This is a genomic window from Methyloceanibacter sp. wino2 (assembly GCF_003071365.1).
Classification (GTDB): domain Bacteria; phylum Pseudomonadota; class Alphaproteobacteria; order Rhizobiales; family Methyloligellaceae; genus Methyloceanibacter.
Genome location: NZ_CP028960.1, coordinates 1,806,096 through 1,823,570, shown reverse-complemented (window position 1 = coordinate 1,823,570; position 17,475 = coordinate 1,806,096). Strand labels below are relative to the sequence as shown.

General features: G+C 62.4%; 16 protein-coding genes. 8 read left to right on the top strand and 8 right to left on the bottom strand.

The features are described 5' to 3' along the window. Nucleotides 1-3: 3 nt before the first annotated feature. Together DCY11_RS08440 and DCY11_RS08435 are read right to left on the bottom strand one after the other, a co-directional pair. On the bottom strand, nucleotides 4-1,545 hold the full coding sequence (locus DCY11_RS08440; RefSeq protein ID WP_108682519.1) for a glucan biosynthesis protein: 1,542 nt from the start codon (nucleotides 1,543-1,545) through the stop codon (nucleotides 4-6). Between the two features lie 236 nt (nucleotides 1,546-1,781). After that, entirely contained in the window at nucleotides 1,782-2,123 is a 342-nt protein-coding gene (locus DCY11_RS08435; RefSeq protein WP_159079901.1) for a hypothetical protein, read from the bottom strand. A gap of 73 nt (nucleotides 2,124-2,196) precedes the next feature. Between DCY11_RS08435 and DCY11_RS08430 the strand changes: the two genes are divergently transcribed. Next, complete coding sequence (locus DCY11_RS08430; RefSeq protein ID WP_108682517.1) at nucleotides 2,197-3,003, top strand: metallophosphoesterase; 807 nt, start codon at nucleotides 2,197-2,199, stop codon at nucleotides 3,001-3,003. Here DCY11_RS08430 and DCY11_RS08425 read toward each other — a convergent pair. Both DCY11_RS08425 and DCY11_RS08420 read right to left on the bottom strand, forming a co-directional pair. Beyond that, nucleotides 2,963-3,448, bottom strand: a complete 486-nt coding sequence (locus DCY11_RS08425; protein WP_069445726.1) for a Crp/Fnr family transcriptional regulator — start codon at nucleotides 3,446-3,448, stop codon at nucleotides 2,963-2,965. The genes DCY11_RS08430 and DCY11_RS08425 overlap by 41 nt on opposite strands. A 65-nt stretch (nucleotides 3,449-3,513) precedes the next feature. Further along, a complete protein-coding gene (locus DCY11_RS08420) occupies nucleotides 3,514-5,841 on the bottom strand; it encodes an AsmA family protein (RefSeq protein WP_108682516.1) in 2,328 nt (775 codons plus the stop codon). A gap of 228 nt (nucleotides 5,842-6,069) precedes the next feature. Here DCY11_RS08420 and gpmA point away from each other — a divergent pair, with 228 nt between their 5' ends. Further along, nucleotides 6,070-6,813, top strand: coding sequence for a 2,3-diphosphoglycerate-dependent phosphoglycerate mutase (gpmA, locus tag DCY11_RS08415; RefSeq protein WP_108682515.1), 744 nt, complete (start codon nucleotides 6,070-6,072; stop codon nucleotides 6,811-6,813). Between the two features lie 18 nt (nucleotides 6,814-6,831). Here the strand turns inward: gpmA and DCY11_RS08410 are convergent, their stop codons facing one another. From DCY11_RS08410 to DCY11_RS08400, 3 genes are all read right to left on the bottom strand, one after another. Beyond that, entirely contained in the window at nucleotides 6,832-7,173 is a 342-nt protein-coding gene (locus DCY11_RS08410) for a hypothetical protein (protein ID WP_108682514.1), read from the bottom strand. 46 nt (nucleotides 7,174-7,219) lie between these two features. Continuing rightward, on the bottom strand, nucleotides 7,220-7,942 hold the full coding sequence (locus DCY11_RS08405; protein WP_108682513.1) for a hypothetical protein: 723 nt from the start codon (nucleotides 7,940-7,942) through the stop codon (nucleotides 7,220-7,222). A 195-nt stretch (nucleotides 7,943-8,137) separates the two neighbouring features. Next, nucleotides 8,138-8,776 carry a methyltransferase domain-containing protein gene (locus tag DCY11_RS08400; protein ID WP_159079900.1) on the bottom strand — a complete coding sequence of 213 codons (639 nt, stop codon included), beginning with the start codon at nucleotides 8,774-8,776 and terminating at the stop codon, nucleotides 8,138-8,140. 252 nt (nucleotides 8,777-9,028) lie between these two features. Between DCY11_RS08400 and DCY11_RS08395 the strand changes: the two genes are divergently transcribed. From DCY11_RS08395 to DCY11_RS08375, 6 genes are all read left to right on the top strand, one after another. After that, nucleotides 9,029-9,826, top strand: a complete 798-nt coding sequence (locus DCY11_RS08395; protein ID WP_108682511.1) for a WecB/TagA/CpsF family glycosyltransferase — start codon at nucleotides 9,029-9,031, stop codon at nucleotides 9,824-9,826. A 192-nt stretch (nucleotides 9,827-10,018) separates the two neighbouring features. Beyond that, on the top strand, nucleotides 10,019-11,470 hold the full coding sequence (locus tag DCY11_RS15520) for a hypothetical protein (RefSeq protein ID WP_159079899.1): 1,452 nt from the start codon (nucleotides 10,019-10,021) through the stop codon (nucleotides 11,468-11,470). A gap of 35 nt (nucleotides 11,471-11,505) precedes the next feature. Next, complete coding sequence (locus tag DCY11_RS15515; RefSeq protein ID WP_159079898.1) at nucleotides 11,506-12,648, top strand: glycosyltransferase family 4 protein; 1,143 nt, start codon at nucleotides 11,506-11,508, stop codon at nucleotides 12,646-12,648. After that, nucleotides 12,645-13,472 (top strand): PIG-L deacetylase family protein, encoded by an 828-nt coding sequence (locus DCY11_RS08385; RefSeq protein ID WP_159079897.1) that lies wholly within the window; start codon nucleotides 12,645-12,647, stop codon nucleotides 13,470-13,472. The genes DCY11_RS15515 and DCY11_RS08385 overlap by 4 nt, the downstream gene beginning before the upstream one ends. A 1-nt stretch (nucleotide 13,473) precedes the next feature. After that, nucleotides 13,474-14,733, top strand: a complete 1,260-nt coding sequence (locus DCY11_RS08380) for a hypothetical protein (protein WP_108682509.1) — start codon at nucleotides 13,474-13,476, stop codon at nucleotides 14,731-14,733. After that, the gene (locus tag DCY11_RS08375) at nucleotides 14,720-15,796 is read left to right on the top strand and encodes a glycoside hydrolase family 5 protein (protein ID WP_159079896.1); all 1,077 of its coding nucleotides are present in this window, start codon (nucleotides 14,720-14,722) and stop codon (nucleotides 15,794-15,796) included. The genes DCY11_RS08380 and DCY11_RS08375 overlap by 14 nt, the downstream gene beginning before the upstream one ends. A gap of 33 nt (nucleotides 15,797-15,829) precedes the next feature. On the opposite strand, the gene DCY11_RS08370 is transcribed toward DCY11_RS08375, so the two are convergent. Continuing rightward, the gene (locus DCY11_RS08370; protein ID WP_159079895.1) at nucleotides 15,830-17,320 is read right to left on the bottom strand and encodes a GumC family protein; all 1,491 of its coding nucleotides are present in this window, start codon (nucleotides 17,318-17,320) and stop codon (nucleotides 15,830-15,832) included. Nucleotides 17,321-17,475 lie beyond the last annotated feature (155 nt).

Below are 17,475 nucleotides of genomic sequence, written 5' to 3'. Positions count from 1 at the left end.
GGCTCAGGCCGTCCACCGGTAGAGCCAGGTCTCGCTGACGACCGCATCATCATGCTTCAGCGCGAGCCGAAGCTCGCTCAGGTCGACCCCGCTCGTGTCCAGCTCGAAGCTCGCCCGATACCCACCCGTGGCGCGGTTGGGGTAGCCGACGACGTTGGCGACCTCGCCGGCACTCGCCCAGACGTTTGGCTTGACCTCGTCTGGAAAATAGTCCGCGCCCTTGCGGCCTCCTGGCGTCTCCACATCCAACGGCGCCACGAAGTCCACGACGAAAAGCTGCCGGCTGCGGTCGAGCGTCAACCCGCCATTGGTTTCCTTCACGCGTGCAAGGGCGCTCTCGGTCATGGGCCGGCCCCAACGCAAGGCATAGGCGTAGTGCAACGGAGCGCCCGGCTTGAGCACACGGGACGGCCGCCAAAAGGCAACGATGTTGTCGTTGAACTCCCTGTCGGACGGAATCTCGACGAGTTCCACCACGCCCTCGCCCCAGCCCTTGCGCGGCGCAACCCAAATGCTCGGCCGCAGCTCGTACTTCGCTTCGAGATCCTTGAAATCGGTGTAGCGCACCGACCGCTGCTGCAAGCCGAAGCCCTTTACATCGTTGGCCGCGAACGCGCTCATCTGGAGCGTCTTGGGATTTGCGAGCGGCCGCACCACCCAATTGCCGCCCGCCTCGGCGACGGTCAGCGTGTCGGAATCGTGGACAGCATCGCGATAATCCGGAAAGCGCGGCCTTTCCATGGAACCAAACAGATACATGCTGGTGAGCGGCGCAAGACCCAGATGGCCGATCTCCGCGCGGGCGAACAGCGTCGCGTCCACATCCATCAAGGTGGAGTGCCCCGGCATGATATGGAAGGTGTAGGCACCGGCGACGCGTGGGCTATCGAGCAAGGCATGCACCGTCGCGGTTCGCGCGCCAATAATCGGACGTTCGATCCAGAATGACCGAAAGATCGGAAACTCTTCGCCTTGCGGCTCTCCCGTATCGATCGCCAGCCCCCGGGCCGACACGCCATAGACCTGTCCTTCGCCGACGGACCGGAAATAGCTGCCGCCCTGAAAGACGGCGACTTCATCGAGATAGCCGGGCGTGTTGATCGGATAGCGCAGGCGAATGCCGCTGAAGAGACGCGCCCCGGGGTGAGGGGGCAGTTCATTCTTCCCGAAGGCAAACAGGGACGGATCGTAGCGCACCGGCACTTCGACACCGTTCTCGACGAGATGAACGTCGACCGGCGTGTCGTAAATGAACCCGCTGTGGAGCAGCTCAAGGGCAAAGCCGCGCTTGTCGTCCGACCAAATCGCGCGTTCCGGCCGGAATTGAATGTCACGGTACTGATCATATCCGAGCGCGCGGAAGGGATCGCCGACCCGTTCGGGACGCTGGTAGGGACGCGCAGCAAGAGCTTCGGCGCGCGCAACGATCTCGTCACGATTGAAGGACCGGCCGCCTTCCTGGGCCCAAGCCGGACCGGCAATGCCCGGCGCGATGGCGCTCAGCGCACTGCCTCCGCCAGCAACAAGAAACTCGCGACGGTTCATCCTGACCTCTCGGATGAGAATCCCAACCCTGAGACCAACGTAATTTTGCGTGCCGTGTTCCGACTTCAGAACCGGTTTGTGAATTGACGCGCAGGCAAAACGTCGCAGCGACGGCGAATGCCGTCTGCTTAAGCAGAGTCAGGAAAGGATTGCGCAAGGCGCGTGCGGATGGCGCGTAATTGCACAGAGATGCGTAGGTAGCATTTTGGGGCAGCACACGCCGCCATCGCTACGCGCTATAGCGAGCGGTGCTGACCGACGGGAACGCCGATGATGAGGTCGACGCTTGCGGACTCGACGCTTGGGACTTCAGGCACGGGGACGGTCGACAAGCGGTTGTCGAGTTGCGTGCCAATCCAGATCAGGGCAATCGCACCCGTCAGGCCGAACAGTTCTGCGAGCTGGTAGCGCCGGGCCACCGTCCGGAAGCAGATCGGACGCCGCCGCCTCAGGAAGCGCTTGCGCCCGTAGAAGGGTGTCATCAGGTTGTGCATCATCGTATGCTGATCATTGGTGCCGTTGGGGCCTTGCGAGCGATGATGCAGGTCTAACCGGGGCACCCCAAAAGAACGGTTCACGACGGCGCCGATTCTCCGATTTGCACGGGGAACCTGCGAACAAGGTGAGCAAACTATTGACGGTGGAAACGCGATGCGCCTGCTCCTGGTCTCCGACCTGCACTATTCGCTGCCGCTGTTCGACTGGGTCGTCGGCGTCGCGGGCGATTTCGACGTCGTGGTCATGGCCGGCGACCATCTCGATCTGGCCTCGCTTGTGGACGGTCGTGCGCAGGCCACCGTCGTTCGCAAATACTTCGACCGCATTCGCGCCAAAACCAAGCTTCTCGTCTGTTCGGGCAATCACGACCTCGATTCAAAGAACGAGGCGGGCGAATGGACGGCGCGCTGGCTGACGGGGCGCCGCAAGGACGGTGTTCTGTCGGATGGCGAGTCGACGCGTATCGGCGACATCCTGTTCACCGCCTGCCCCTGGTGGGACGGTCCCGTGTCACAGGCCGAGATCGGCCGACAGTTGGAGAAGGCGGCCAAGGAGCGCCAGGGCCGTTGGATTTGGATCTATCATGCGCCCCCGTCGAAATCGCCGATCGCCTGGAGCGGTCAACGGTATTTCGGAGACGATGCGCTGCTGCGCTGGATCGACGAGTACCAGCCGGACATCGTCATGTGCGGCCACGTGCACGAAGCGCCTTATGTGGCGGAGGGCTCATGGGTGGATCGGGTGGGCGCGACCTGGGTCTTCAACACGGGCCATTATTTGGGAGCGCCGCCCGCTCACGTCATCATGGACACCGACGAGCAGGAAGCGATCTGGTTCTCTGCGGCGGGAACCCAGCATGTCCGTCTGACGGAAGACTTGGCGCGTCCGGTCCCAAACCTCAGCGCCCTCCCCGATTGGCTCAAAGACGGGGATCCGATCCCCGCTCCGGACCAGGGCTGAATTCTCTTTCGTGCGTGTGCATCAGCGTGTCGAGCACCTCGCCGACCATGCTGAGATGGTCCGCGCGGTCTTCGAACTGTTGCTTGATGTCGGCCAAATAGCAGGTCGCTGAGTTCAGCCTGCTCGCGAGGAGCCGCGCCACGTGAAACGCGATCTCCGGCCGCGACCGGAGGAAGCTCGCGGCATCGTCGAAGACGAAAAGGGTGCAAGGCGTCATGGTGCGAACGGTCGCCGTGTGGGGTCGCTGCAGGAGAACGGACATCTCGCCGAATAGGGCGCCCGGTTCGTCCACGACCGCCACTTGCGTCTCGCCGCGCAAGACTTCGACCTCACCGTGCTTCAGAACGAAGAGCTGTCCCGACGTCGTGCCCTCGGTCAGCAACACCTCACCCGCCGGAACCTCAGCCAGCGGTGTACCCTGACAGACTTCGAGAAGCGATTGCATGACCTTGAGCCTATCGCGCGTCCAACGATTGTCAAACGGCGGCCCGGAGGCAATGCGTCACACGCCTATTGCCCGGACAGCCAATTGTTCAGGAGCTGTTTCCCGACATCCTCGGCCTTCAGCTTCTGATTTTGGTTCTGTTTCTTCTTCTTGTTGTTCTGCGCCTTCTTTTTGGTCTGGGGCTGGGACTGCGTGGTGGCATCGGGGGCCGCCGTGGCGCCCGACGCAGTACCGGCATTGTTTTGCTGCGCGGCGCTGCCACCGCCGATCAGCCCGCCAATGCCTTCGATGAGCTTGTCCTTGTCGATCTTGCCGTCCTTGACGACACCGTCCAGCGAACCGGCTGCGCCGCCCAATCCGCCCGGGAGATTCTTGAGATCCTTGCCGAATTGCTTGTAGCGCGCGATGGCCTCGGCCGGGTTCTCGAGAATGCCCTTGATGTCGGGGTAGATCTTGGGGTTCGCCCAAGGCCCGACAATCATGACCGGCACGCCGAGACCCGTCATCTCCTGGCTGCGCCCCTGACCCTGCAACGAGGCCACCAGTTGCGGATCGACACGAAGGTTCAGCTGCTGGAGCGGGAGGTTGACCCTGCCACCGCCGTTCACCGTCACGAGCGGCCCGACGAGGTGAATGTCCTTCGTCACGGCGACGCCCTTGTTGATCTGGAAGCTCGCCCCGAGCGATGCGAAATCCGTCTTCTCGGCCGCACCGCCCTGCCAACCGTTGATGGCGCCCTGCCCAAGATTGCGGATCATCTTTGCGACGTTGATGCCGCGAATGGCGCCGTTCTTGAACTCGACGCTCGCCTTGCCGCCGAGCGAGCCGACCATCGCCCGCTGACTGGACCCCGCGGCGGCGACATTGAGCGACACGGTACCCTTACCTTCGATAGAGTCGAGGCTCGCGGCGTCGTTGAGGAACGTGCGCCCGTCGAAATTCTTCAAAGACGCATTCACCCGCTGTGTCGGCTGTTTCCCGCTGGCATCGACGGCCACGGTTGCGTTGCCCGCCCCACCGTAGAGGCCAAACTGCGCGAGGTTCGCATTGAGCTTGCCGCCGTTGAGCGTGACCTGGAGAGAGACGGGAGAAATCTTGACGTTGTCGTAGACAAGTTGCTCCGCACGCAGATTAACTTTGCCGTTGACCGATCTCAGGATCGAGAAGTCGATCTTGTCATTGCTCCAACCACTGCCGCCTGCGCGCTTGCCTCCGCCGCCTTGCTTCTTCGCGCCGGCGTTCGCGCTCTTGGATTTTTTCGGCGAGGACTTCTTGCTCCCCGTCATCGCGTTGATGTCGATCGTCTTGGCGCCGAAGGCAGCCACGACATAGGGCACCTTGTTCGCGAGACTCGCCTGAACCTGGCCGGCGAGAACCGTGCCGCGCACATTCGCCCGCAACGGGTTGATGGTCACGACGTTGTCCTTGTATTGCACGGTGCCCGCGAAGGTATCGCGGCCCATCGTGCCGGTGAGCTGGCTGAGCGTCGCCGCGCCATCCTTGTAGAGAGCCGAGCCCGACAACGTCTTGTTCCCGGACTTGGCGCTGAACTGGGGCAGTGTCAGCGTCTCGTTCTTGTAGGACGCGGTTCCGCTCAAGCTCACAGGATCATCAAGCGTGCCGGGCAGGCTCGCCTTGATGCGCACGGGCACAGTGGCACCACCCAGGAACGGCCCGAAGTTTCCGATCACCGCACCGAGCGTCATGGCCTTGCCGTCCACCACGGCGGACGTATCGAGCTTCATCGGCTCGTCGTATCCCGGCAGCGATGCCGTGAGGTTGAGCTTCTCGATCTTCGTCCCGGGCTTCCCGCCGGACGGGGGCAGCGTCACGGTGCCGTTCGTGATGACGAGCTTGTCGAGAGAGATCGACTTTAGCTGCTCGGCGAACGCGGCCATGCCCGACTGTCCGCCTTGAGCCGCAGGAGCAGCAGGAGCAGCAGGGGCAGCAGGGGCAGTTGGTGCAGCCGGTGCTGCACCCGGTTGCGCGGCGGGTGGCGCCGGCTGCGCAGTCTGTGCCGGCGCAGGCGCAGACGCTGTGGCCTGCGGCACGGCCACGACCGGATTGACTAGGGTCACCTCGCGCACGCGGGCGTTGCCCTGCAGGAGCCCCGTCCATGACAGGTCGAACCGGACCTCCTGTGCTGTTGCGAACTCCTTTTCGCCGCCTGCCATAGGCTGCGCGATCCCGACATCCTCGGCCACGAGGGCGAGCGTGGGAAACACGGTGATGTCCAGTGAGCCGCTCACCCGAAGCCGGTAGCCGGTCATCTGCTCGACGCGCGCGAACAGTTCGTTCCGCACGTCGTCGGCGGAGATGAACATGGGGGCGACGAAAATCAGGCCCGCGATCAGGAGAACGATAGCCGTCAGGATTGAGAAGATGAGCCGCAAAATGCTCCTCCGCAGGTGTGGTGGGGTGGACGCCAGTTTACAGCGATTCCTGCCACGTCAGGAATGGCCGCGAAAACCTGACAAAATACCGCCGTCAAAGAGGAAATTGGCTTTGAAATACGCGCAAATAACGGCCAGACACAACAATGGCTGCAAGAATGTCCAGCTTGCCCTTTGGCTTGCGGCCTCATAAACCGTCACGGCGGATAATTTCGCAGGAGGAGCCCAATGCCGCGCCTGATCTTGCTGAGACACGGCCAAAGCGTCTGGAACCGCGATGCGATCTTCACGGGCTGGACCGATGTCGACCTTTGCGACAACGGCATCGAGGAGGCCAAGCACGCCGCGGAGCTCCTGAGAGAGAATAATATTCAATTCGATCAATGCTTTACCTCCTATCTGCACCGCGCCATTCATACGCTCTGGATCGTTCTTGAAGCGTTGGAGAAGACCTGGCTGCCCGTGGAGCGCAACTGGCGGCTCAACGAGCGCCATTACGGTGCGCTTCAGGGCCGCGAGCGCGACGTGGTCAAGGAAGAGGTCGGCGCCGAGCAGCTGCATATCTGGCGCCGGAGCTATGCCGTCCAGCCGCCGGCTTTGACGGAAGACGATCCACGCTATCCAGGCAATCAAGCCAAATACAAGGGCGTGCCGGAGCGGCATCTACCCCTGACCGAAAGCCTGAAGGATACGGTTTCACGGGTTCTGCCGTTTTGGCAGGAACGGGTGGAACCGCTGCTGATGCAGGGACGCACGCCGCTGATCTCCGCCCATGGCAACAGCCTGCGCGGTCTCATCAAATATCTCGACGGGATCTCCGACGAGGACATCCCCAGCCTCGAAGTGCCGACCGGAAAGCCGCTGGTCTACGACCTCGACGATGGCCTGCGGACGGTCCGCAGCTTCTATCTGGAGGACGGCCAAGAGGCCCATAGCCTGCCGAAGGCCAAGGCGGCGCGCTCGACAGCCTAGCCGGCCGGCCCCGACAGCTTACCAAAGGTTCTGCCGCCCATAGGCCCCGCAAGCGCCCTGCAGCCGGGTGTCGCCGCCCATCGCCTGGCAGATCTCCACCTTCTTGAGCGGGTTGTTGCGCACCTCCGCATCGGAAACACGCCAGCCGTAGCTGCGCGCGACCCGTGCGATCTGGCGGTCCCGGCAGATCTGGGTCGAGACCAATCCGGTCTTGTTGACCTGGAAGATTCCCTTGCAGCGGATTTTCGCGGACGCAGGGCCCGCGCAGGCCACGACCAGCACGACGAATAGAGCGCTCGCCGTGAGCAGCGCGGCTGCACCGCGCCGTGAGAGGAATGGCGTCTTGGCTGCTTGTTGCATCGTCACCTCCGTGGACCCAATCCGGGTCGAGACGAGCCCCGGCCGCCTACCACTCGACGGACTGCAAGGCCGGGAAGAAGCCATCCTCGCGGAAGGCATAAGCCTCCCCGTTCGGCCAGACGGCCGCAGGACGTCCGTCGGAAACCAGGGCGCCGTCCTCGAGGCGGAGGCGCGGCAGCGGCAAGCAGACGAAGCGCTGCCCGACAATCCAAAACGAACCGAGCCCGGCCATCAGCGCGTCCGCAAACGGAAGATAGGCCTCGTTGAGGTCCTCCAGCCGCTCGCTCTCCACACTGGAGTTCGCCACCACGTCGCGCATCACCGACGTGACCAACGAGGCTACGTTGTATCCTCGCGTGCCCGCGTCGCCCGAAATCAGGTTCCGCAGAGCCAACGCGAATATCTCCAAATGCAACGCATCGGCGATCCGGTCGGCCGCGTTGGCTTGCGCCTGGCGATAGGCCTCCGAGATCACGGGGTCTGCGCTGAGTTCGGCCAAGGCCTGATCGCGCATGGACTTCGTGGTGTCCGCCCACAGGCAGGATTCGGAACTTGAGAAGTCGATACCGGACAGTTCGTCGTTGGCCTGTTGCGGCCCCATGGCCCAGGTGAAGGATACGTCCCGAAAGCCGATCAACCGTGCGTGTCGGCTCACGGCTTCCTCAACCACAATCGGGTCGAAATACGGCCGCTCCGGATCGATTCCGTTCAGGCGTGAGATAATTTTCTCGACTTCATCCACCACGGCCACGTCCTCCCTGCGGGGCATGCCTCCACGTGCTGCCGGAGGCGCCGTCCAATCCCGAAACTGCGTATTTTTCTGTATTTCTTGTTTTGTATCACGGCCAGGCACGAGAAACGGCATAGCGCCGCGTGCCGACCTTGCAGCGCGAACTATACGCCCAAGCGGACCTGTGGGGAACGCCCTGTGGCGGCACGACCGCCGGCGCTGCGGGAGACTGTGCTAGGCAGCCTTGTCGGCAATGCGCATGGCGATGAAAGACTTGGCCATGCCGAGGAATTTCTCCTCGGAAAACTCCGCATCCGGGAAGAGCGTTTTCACCTCGTCTCGATCGAGCAGCCGTATTTCTTCGAAGAGCGCATCAACGTCTTCGCTGCTCGGTCGTTCCATCCAGTACTTGGCGCTGAACAACGGGATGAGCCGCCGGTACATGGACCGCGGCAGCATATGGATCACGGGCGCAACGAAGTGCGGTTCAACAAAGAACCAGCGGTTCGGCGTCTGCACGTAGTAGCTCTTGGCGATGCGCCGAATCTCAGCGGCGAACCTGCGTTGAGCGTCCCAGTCGCCGACATGCTCGATCACCGAATTCGAATAGGCGATGTCGAAGCTGTTGTCCTCGAAGGGGAGGCATGTTCCGTCCGCTTCCCGGAAAATAAAGCGGCCGCGCTCTTCATTCTCGATGCCGAGATTACAGATGGTCACCTGGGGTTCCTGCGAAATGTAACCCCAGTTCTGCGTGGTACCGCCCACATCGATGATGCGGGTGTCGTTCGTAATGTTGAAGTGCTCCACGAACAGCTTCATGCGGGCCGCACGAAAGCGGTCCTGAAAGGGTCTGTAGAGTTGTTCAACACTCATACGACGAACACTCCCAAGTGGCGGCAAAGCGTGTGCGGAGAGGAGGCGCACCCCCGGTTTCCTGGTGGAAACGCAGGGCACGAGCACGGACATACATCTGGGAGCCTAGGCCAAGTTAATTGACGAATCGTTCCCATTCGAGCATTTGAATCGACTGAGCCTACCCCCGATCCGCCTGGCGCGTAAGTGTGGCGCGGGGCTCGCGGAAACCTACGAACCGGCGCTCACAGAAGATCAAACGATTGGACGAGCATGAGTTCCGAGCAATCGCCCAGCAGCAAACATGCCGACGTCGATGGGCAGCGTATCAACGTGGCATCGCAAGCCGAGGCGCTGGACGCGATCGTCTCGGCAGCGGCGCAGGGACAGGCGTTCAACGTTTTCACGCTCAACCTCGACCATCTCGTCAAGCTTCGCCAAGACCCGGCGTTCCGCGCCGCCTACAGCAAGGCCACGCTCGTTACGGCAGACGGGGCGCCCGTTGCGATGCTGGCCCGGCGTCAGTGGCCGGAGGTCGAGCGCACCACCGGCGCTGATCTATTCATCCCGCTGTGCGAGGCCGCCGCGAAATCGAACCTACCCGTCTTCCTGTTCGGAACCGAGGACGCGGTCCTCGACACCGTTGCCCAGCGCCTGGCGCACGATACTGCAGGACAGATCTCCATCGCCGGGACGGAAGCCCCGCCGCGGGATTTCCGGCCGGACAGCGCCGAGGCCGATGCTGCCTTGGACCGCATACGCGACTCCGGTGCCCGCATCTGCTTCGTCATGCTCGGCGCACCGAAGCAGGAGCTGTTTGCCGCACGGGCATTGGAACGGGGCATCCCGTGCGGGTTTGTCTGCGTCGGCGCGGCGGCGGATTTCCTGACCGGCCACCAGATCAGGGCGCCGCAGCTCTTCCAGAAACTCGGCATCGAGTGGCTTTGGCGTCTGGGAAGTCACCCAAGGCGCCTTGGCATGCGGTACGCGCGCTGCGCCGTGCTGTTCGCGCAGCTCCTCGCGGCCGACGCCAAAAACACCTTTCAAGGCCAACCGGGTTCCGGGCGCTAGCACGCCGCGCAATCTGCCCTATTTCGATCTGCCGGCCGGGCCGGGGGCGCTCGCGAAAAGGCCCAAGTTCTGTCCCCCAATTGCGTGTTTGTTCACGTTTTTTTGGGATACCGATCAAATGCGCGGGACGTGCCCCGGTCGGCTCTGTTTGCAGCCGTTTCCAAGCCCATTCGAATTGGCCCGTTGTCCAGGATGACTGAGAAGCACATAGCCTACTATCTGGGTTCGAAGGTTATGGCCGCTCTGATCAACCTCGGAGCGCTTGCGCTCTTCGTGCGCATCGGCGGCACGGAGACGTATGCGGCCTATCTCATCATGTTCGCCTGGGCCTACATCCTATACGGCGTGACAGTGCAGTGGCTGAAGTTCTCATTCTTCGCCTGCTACAAGGACGACAGCAGCAGCGACCTCGTGTCCACCTATCTCGGCGTGCTTAGTCTCGGCCTGATCGCCATCTTCGTGCTTTTGTTCGTGGGCTACGTGCTCGGGTTCGAGACCGCCCAGTTCGGCATCGGCCTCGTGGCACTTATTCTCGGATTGTCGCTTTACGAAGCGCTTCTGGAACTCGCACGGATTCGGCTTCACTCACGGGTCGTGGCGACCGGCATCCTGAGCCGCGCCATCCTCATGCTGACCTTGGGGGTGTTCTCGCTTCTCGTTTACGGAACCGCGCTGGGGCTCGCCCTCGCCGTCGGCGCCGCCCATCTCGGCGCTTCGATCCCGCTGCTGATCGATGGGCGCGACAAGGTCGAGCGCAAGTTTTCCGCGGACGCCGCCCGCGCGCTATGGCAATACGGGCGCCCGATGGTTCCGGCTTTCGTGCTCAGCACCACAGGATGGCAACTCGATCGTCTGTTGCTGGCACGCTTCGCCCCGCTCAGCACGGTCGGCGTCTATGGCGTCGCCACGGACTTCGTACGGCAGACGATGGTCGTCATCTCCGAGGCGATCGCGGGAGCGTATATGTCGGTGGCGCGGGCGCAACTCGCAGAGAACCACGTGGAAAAGGCCACGAACGCGATGGCCGAAGCGTTTCTCGCCTACACGGCCCTCACGACGTTCGTGATCGCCTTCATCTTGCGTTTCGACCAGCTCGTCTTCGGCGTCCTGTTCGGTGCCGAGGTGGCCACGGCCATCGAGCCGGTGCTGTTTGCGATCTTGGTGGCCAACGCTGTCGCCATCTATCGGTCGTATTATTTCGAGCAAGCCTCGCACCTGACGGAGAGCTCGCACGTTCTCCTGGTTGTGAGCGTGATCGGCTTTGCGGTTTTGGTGGTCTCGTCTTTGCTTCTGATACCGAGCTACGGGATGCTGGGCGCGGCGTTGGGCGTGCTGCTGGGCCATGTCTCGGGCTGCCTCGTCTACGCAATCGCGTGGCGGAACCGGTTCATCATGAAGCTGCCCTACTTGCGCTCGGCGATCATCGCTGGGGTCGCAGGGGGAACCTACATCCTCACAGGCTGGATCATGCATATCGGGAGCGGCGGGGTGCTGGCGACGATTGCCAGCGTCGCCCTGTTCGCGGTCACGTCGATCGGCGTTGCGCGTGCTTTCAACATTCTATCCTTGAACGACCTCGCTGCCGGCGCATTCGTCATGATGCGCCGCAAGTTGGCGCAACGGCGCAGCCCCGAAGCGAACTAGCCGCCGCGCGCTTTGTGCAGAAAGGAGATTGGACTTTGACCGCCCAAACGCAAAACGATGCTCCGCCGGCCGAAGACCCGCAAGCGCGCCAGGCACCCGTTGCCACGGGGGACAACATCCTGGATGGCAAGCGCGTCCTCTTCGTCGTGAACGCCGATGCCGGCGGCGGCGTCGAGCAGCTCGTGTCGACGCTCGCACCGTATCTGTCGGAGCGAGGGGCGCATGTCGAGACGTGCTGGCTCTATCCGAAGACATCGATCGGCAGCCTTTCGAAACTGCGCGGCATCCTCAAGGCGGCGAAGACCGTGGCCTGCTACAGGGCCGACATGCTCGTGACCTTCCAGCCGACATCGTCAGTCATTGCCACGGTTGCGGCGCGGCTCACGGGCTGTCCTACCCGAGTCGTGCACCAATCGAACATGCCGCAGGATACGCATCCGATACCGCGGGCCCTGGATTGGCTGGCTGGGAGCCTTGGATTCTACTCGACGATCATCATCAATTCGCGCGCCACGAACCAAGCCTTCGGTGGCTATCCCCGATGTTACGTCCGCAAATTCCGGGTTATCCCTCATGGCGTCACTTACGGTGCACCCAAGGTTGATCGCGAGGCGATGCGCGCGGCCCTTGGTGTCCCCGACGGCGCGCGGATCATGCTCGTCGCGTCCAGGCTAACACCCGTGAAATCGGTCGGCACGATCATTTCCGCCCTGCCCCAGGTTCCGGACGCGCACCTCCTGATCGCGGGTGGCGGTGAATCCAGGGATGCGCTTCAAAAACTCAGCGCCAACCTTGGTGTCGCGGACCGCGTGACCTTCCTCGGGATCATCCCCGCACCGAAACTCGCGGACTACTACGCGATCGCGGACCTATTCGCCTCTGCCTCCAAGAGTGAGACATTCGGCCTCGCCACGGTCGAAGCCGCCACGCATGGCATCCCTGTGGTCGCCAGCACCATACCGGCAACGCGCGAGGTCCTGACTCTCGATGGGGACTCTCCAGCGGTCTTTGTTGACGGATGGGATACGGCGGCTTGGGCGAAGGGGCTAACGCGGGCTTTGGACGACCAAGAGGTCATTGCGCGCGCCAAAAAGTTCGCGCCAAAGTTCCGGGAGTGGTACAGCAATAACCGTATGCTGAAGACCTACGGAGAGCTTTTCCGGGAAGTCCTATCGTGACCACGGTTTTCGTCTTTGCGCACCAGGATGACGATTTCGGCGTCTTTCACGAGATCGCCGACGCGGTCGCGCGCAAGGAACGCGTGGTCTGTATCTACCTGACCAATGGCGCCTGGGCGGGCGTCACGCCCCAGCAGCGGAACATGGAGAGTTTGACTGTTCTCACTTCGCTCGGGGTCAACACCGAGGCCATCAAGTTTCTTGGCACAGAGCTGGACATCCCGGACGGCTCGCTCGTGGAGAATCTCGACCGATGCTGGGACAAACTGCTGTCCGAGGTCGAGACCCTGGAGGACGTCACGCGCGTCATCGTCCCGGCCTGGGAAGGAGGGCATCACGATCACGATGCGGCGCACTTGGTGGGATTGGCCTTGGCGCGTCACCTGAACGTCCTGGAGGAAAGCCGGCAGTACCCCTTCTATCGGGCGCCCACCTTGGGTTTCTGGCTGTCGTTTGCGGCACCGCTCGAGGCCAACGGGCCCGCGACCTTGCGGCCGATGGGATGGCGCGAACGCCTCGATTATCTCTTGCTGCTGCGACACTATCGATCTCAAGGGTCCGTCATGCTGAAGCTTGCACCGCAGCTGGCTTGGTCCTACCTGACGAAAGGTGACCAGGCTCTACAACCGCTGAACCCGCGGCGCGCTTTGGAGGCTCCCATGGAGCGACCACTGCTGTATGAAACTTGGGGCCTCTGCACATATGAGCGTTTCAGAACCCACGCGGATCCGTTCATTGCTCGCCACATCGTGAGCGGGCCGGGTCTGGATGCCGGTGAGACGGCCCAGCGGCGCTCACTCGCGGAACCATCGAAGACGAACTGACATGCGCGGACGACTGCCTCCACAGGAACGGACAGAGTCCGTGATCCCCATCGTCCTGGTCCTGGCGGCGATATGCTTCAACGCGGTCCTCGCCTTCATCAATAGCAACGTCACGAAGCTTAGCGCGCAGCACGTCATGCTCGTCGAGGCCGTGCTTGTGCTGGGGGCGCAGGCCTATGCGATTGTCCATTTCAACCGCCACATGACGCCTTGGTATGCGTTTATCGTGCTGGTCGGGCTGTTCAGCATCATCCGCATGGCCGCCATTGGAGAAGTGGAGCTGAAATATTTCAGAGACTTTCTCCTGATCCAGACATTCGTCGTGCTTGGCATGGCCTCGAGTTCGCGACTCGCCGTGCGGATGATGATGCTCGCATGCGCTATCGTCATTGCAGGCATCGCCCTCGAAGCGATTAGCGTATCCACATTCAGCAAGCTGTTCGACGTCAAGGACTACTACATCGCGACGCGCGGCATGGACTTCGGAGAGTTCACGTACGAGGACTCGGACCTCTATGTCAGCGCCACGCGATACCAGGGACGCTTCATCCCGTTCTTTGGGCTGCATCGCATGTCCTCGATTTTCTTGGAGCCCGTTTCGCTCGGAAACTTCGTGCTTGTCGTGGTTTGCTTCGCGCTCGCGTTTTGGCGCGATCTGACCACACGGCAACGGGTGTTCATTTGCCTTTCAGTGATCCTGATGATCGTGGCCAGCGATGGCCGCCAGGCAATCGCAACGTCCGCGCTGATCCTCGGGTTGGCTGTGTTCACGCGCGTTGTCGTGCCCAATGTCGCGATCTTCATCCTGCCGCTCGTAATTCTGGGAGCGATTCTGGCTGTCGGAGTCCTGGACCTGCACAGCGGCGCCGACGACATGCCGGGTCGCCTCGCCTACACGGTCGAGCTCATGGGCAGAATGCAGCCGATCGACTATTTCGGCCTCTCGGATCGCCTTGTGCCGGAAGCGGCGGACAGCGGGATCGTGTTCATGATCATCACCCATTCCATCGTCATCTTTGCCGTGCTGTGGATTCTGACCGTGGTCAGTCTCGACGGCAGCACGCGGGCGCGCGCCGACTACCTCAACAGCATCTGGCTCTACCTGGCCCTCGCCATGCTGGTGAGCTACAGCTTCGTCAGCATCAAGACGGCGGCCCCGCTGTGGTTCCTCTATGGCGTGCTGGCCGGACCTGTCACAAGCGAAGTTCGCGTGCGTCCCCGGGTGCCGCTTCGCCCTGTACCCCGTCATGAAGCAGCCTAACCCAAGCCGGCGGGACCTGCTGGCCGCAGCAGCAGGCTGTGCGCTGTCGTCCGGGGGCCTCGTCAGGACATGCGCCGCAGCGGCGGGCGGACACGTCAACCGGTGGGCGGACACGCCGTTCCTGGCGGGCGTCAACATGGCGGGCGCGGACTTCGGCTACGTCGTCCCCGGCGTCTTCGGCACCAACTACACCTACCCGACATGTGAGGAGATTTCCTACTACCGCGGTCTCGGGTTCAACGTGATCCGCCTGCCTTTCCTGTGGGAACGGCTGCAGCCGGATCTCTATTCGGACTTCGATGCCGAGGAATGGGAGCGCCTCAGAACGGTCCTCGTCTGCGCGCTCAATGAGGGGCTGCACGTCATTCTCGATCCGCACAACAACGCCAAGCGGCGGATCAGTGCCGATGGATTCAGCACGCAGCATTTCATCGGCACGCCGGAAGTCCCAACGGACGCCTTTATCCAGTTCTGGCTCGAACTGATCCGGCGGGCACCGTCCAAGCAGGTCATCTACGGACTGATGAACGAGCCGGTCGATATCTCGGCGCAAGCTTGGTTCGACATTGCGCAAGCCTGCATCAACGCCATCCGCCGGACCGACGCGACAAACATGATCCTGGCGCCGGGAACGATGTGGACCAGCGCTCATCTATGGCGGCAGGGCGGAAACGAGATCTTCTCCGACCTCGTCGATCCCATCGGCTACACGGCGATCGAGGTTCACCAGTATTTCGACGGGGACTCGTCGGGACGAACCGGAGACGCCGTCTCACCGACAATCGGGCTCGAGAGAATAGCCGAATTCGATGCCTGGGCTCGCCGGAACAATCGCAAAGCCTTCTTAGGCGAATTCGGCCCCAGCCCGGATCCCGTCAATCTCCAGGCTCTCGAGAAACTCCTGGTGCACATCTCCGAAAACCGCGACGTCTGGATCGGGTGGACGGCGTGGGCGGCAGGACCGTGGTGGCCCGACGATTTTCCATTCAAGCTCGATTACCTGCCGTCGACCGTGATCCCGCCCCAGACGCGCGTGCTGATGGACTTCGCGCGGAAACGCTAGCGCGCAAATCCTGGCGCTTGCATGCCGCAAGCCTCAGTACTGGGCGTAGTCGACCACGTCGGAGTCGCGGCCACGGCCGCGAAACAGCAGCAGGCGCCAATTGGTGATGACGAAGCCGATGAACAGGCCGAAGACGAGGCCCATCGCTGCCAGGAGCGGAGTCGGCGGCGGGAAGACTTTCTTGCGCAACGTGCTGGGATCGGAAATGACGCGGACATTGGCCGTGTTCAGCTCGGCCTGCTCTCGGGCTTGAGAGGCACGCGTGTCGGCGTCGCGATAAAGCTGACGCGCCGTCTCCAGCCGCCGCTCCATGCCGCGCAAAGTGATCTGCGCCTGGTTCGCCGTTTTGAGACGCTCACGTTCCGCATCGACGAGTTTGGCGACGGCGTCCTCATTCTCTTTGGCGCGCTGGTAGTCGACGCGAAGAGACTCACTGATCCGCGTGAGTTCGGCTTTGATTTCCGAATTCAACTGCGCCTCGCTGTCCCGCAAGGAACGCATGGTCGGATGGGACGGCTGCAACTGCGCCTCAAGGACCGCCCTTTGTTGGACGAGGCGCGCCAGAAGTCCGCGCAGTTCACGAAGCGTATCCGAGGCGACGGCTTCGGGCAGCCGGCCGAGGTCTCCCTTCGCCGCAAGCACCGCGTCGAACCGGGCCTTGACCTGTGCGGTCTCGGCCTGCGCATCGATCAACTTCGTGCTGAGTTCGGACAACTGCCGCTCGGAGACAATCTGGCCACCGACGCCGGTCAGCTGGTTCTCGGCCTTGTAGTCCTCGATCTCCTGTTCGATCTTTTCGACGTTCAGGCGCAGTCTCTCGATGCCGCCCTGTAGGTCGAGGCTTGTCCGGCTCGCCACATCGGAACGCGATTCCTCCTGATACTTGAGAAACGCGTCCACGAGCGCACTCAGGATCTCGCTGGCCTTCGACCGCTCGTCGGCAGTGGCGGATGCCTCGATGATGTAAGAACGGTCGATTAGATCGACACCGATCGCGCGCCGCAAATTCTCCAGCGTCACGGCCTCCACAGCGGCCGGGCTGTTGTCCTCGCCTCCTGGCGCGATGATGGACTTCAGAGCCTGAGCGACTTCACCAAAAATCGTCTGCGGCGTGCCGTTGAATTCGGGATCGTCCACGAGATGGAGCTCCGCGACGACCTTTCTCAGAAGGTTGTCGGACCGCAGGACCAACGCCTGCGATCTGACAAGCGTCGTGCCGATATTCTGCGCCTCGGTCTCAGGGGTTACCTGGTTCTCGAGGACCTGCAGATCGCGGGGATCGAAATAGAGCTGTGCTGTCGCCTTGTAGCTCGGTGGCAGCAGCAGTCCCAAAACCACGGCCACGACCGCTCCGACCAGCCCCCAAGCGAGAATGGTCCAAAGGCGCGGGCCAACGAACGTTGAGTAGAACGAAATCGGCTCGGACTCCAAAGATTCTTCCGGCTCCAAGTAGTCTTCCGTCTCGTAAACGGCGTGCTCGGGCGCAGCCTGCCAATCGCGGGCGACTCTGAGATGTTGATTCACGCGAGACACACGCTCCTCGTCGGTCATAGGCTTTGTGCCTACCCGGAAGTCCCACAAAGATTGGCCTTGGTGAGGCCCCGCCATTCTACTAGTCGGCCAGGAACCTGTCATCGATAAGAATGGCGGCAACAAGTTAAGTATTGCCTGCCGAACCC

Excerpts from the sequence above, each read along its gene's own strand:
- DCY11_RS08405 (WP_108682513.1), bottom strand. The coding sequence starts at position 7,942 with ATGCCCCGCAGGGAGGACGTGGCCGTGGTGGATGAAGTCGAGAAAATT.
- DCY11_RS08410 (WP_108682514.1), bottom strand. The coding sequence starts at position 7,173 with ATGCAACAAGCAGCCAAGACGCCATTCCTCTCACGGCGCGGTGCAGCC.
- DCY11_RS08400 (WP_159079900.1), bottom strand. The coding sequence starts at position 8,776 with ATGAGTGTTGAACAACTCTACAGACCCTTTCAGGACCGCTTTCGTGCG.
- DCY11_RS08430 (WP_108682517.1), top strand. The coding sequence starts at position 2,197 with ATGCGCCTGCTCCTGGTCTCCGACCTGCACTATTCGCTGCCGCTGTTC.
- DCY11_RS08395 (WP_108682511.1), top strand. The coding sequence starts at position 9,029 with ATGAGTTCCGAGCAATCGCCCAGCAGCAAACATGCCGACGTCGATGGG.
- DCY11_RS08375 (WP_159079896.1), top strand. The coding sequence starts at position 14,720 with ATGAAGCAGCCTAACCCAAGCCGGCGGGACCTGCTGGCCGCAGCAGCA.
- gpmA (WP_108682515.1), top strand. The coding sequence starts at position 6,070 with ATGCCGCGCCTGATCTTGCTGAGACACGGCCAAAGCGTCTGGAACCGC.
- DCY11_RS08380 (WP_108682509.1), top strand. The coding sequence starts at position 13,474 with ATGCGCGGACGACTGCCTCCACAGGAACGGACAGAGTCCGTGATCCCC.
- DCY11_RS08440 (WP_108682519.1), bottom strand. The coding sequence starts at position 1,545 with ATGAACCGTCGCGAGTTTCTTGTTGCTGGCGGAGGCAGTGCGCTGAGC.
- DCY11_RS08425 (WP_069445726.1), bottom strand. The coding sequence starts at position 3,448 with ATGCAATCGCTTCTCGAAGTCTGTCAGGGTACACCGCTGGCTGAGGTT.
- DCY11_RS15520 (WP_159079899.1), top strand. The coding sequence starts at position 10,019 with ATGACTGAGAAGCACATAGCCTACTATCTGGGTTCGAAGGTTATGGCC.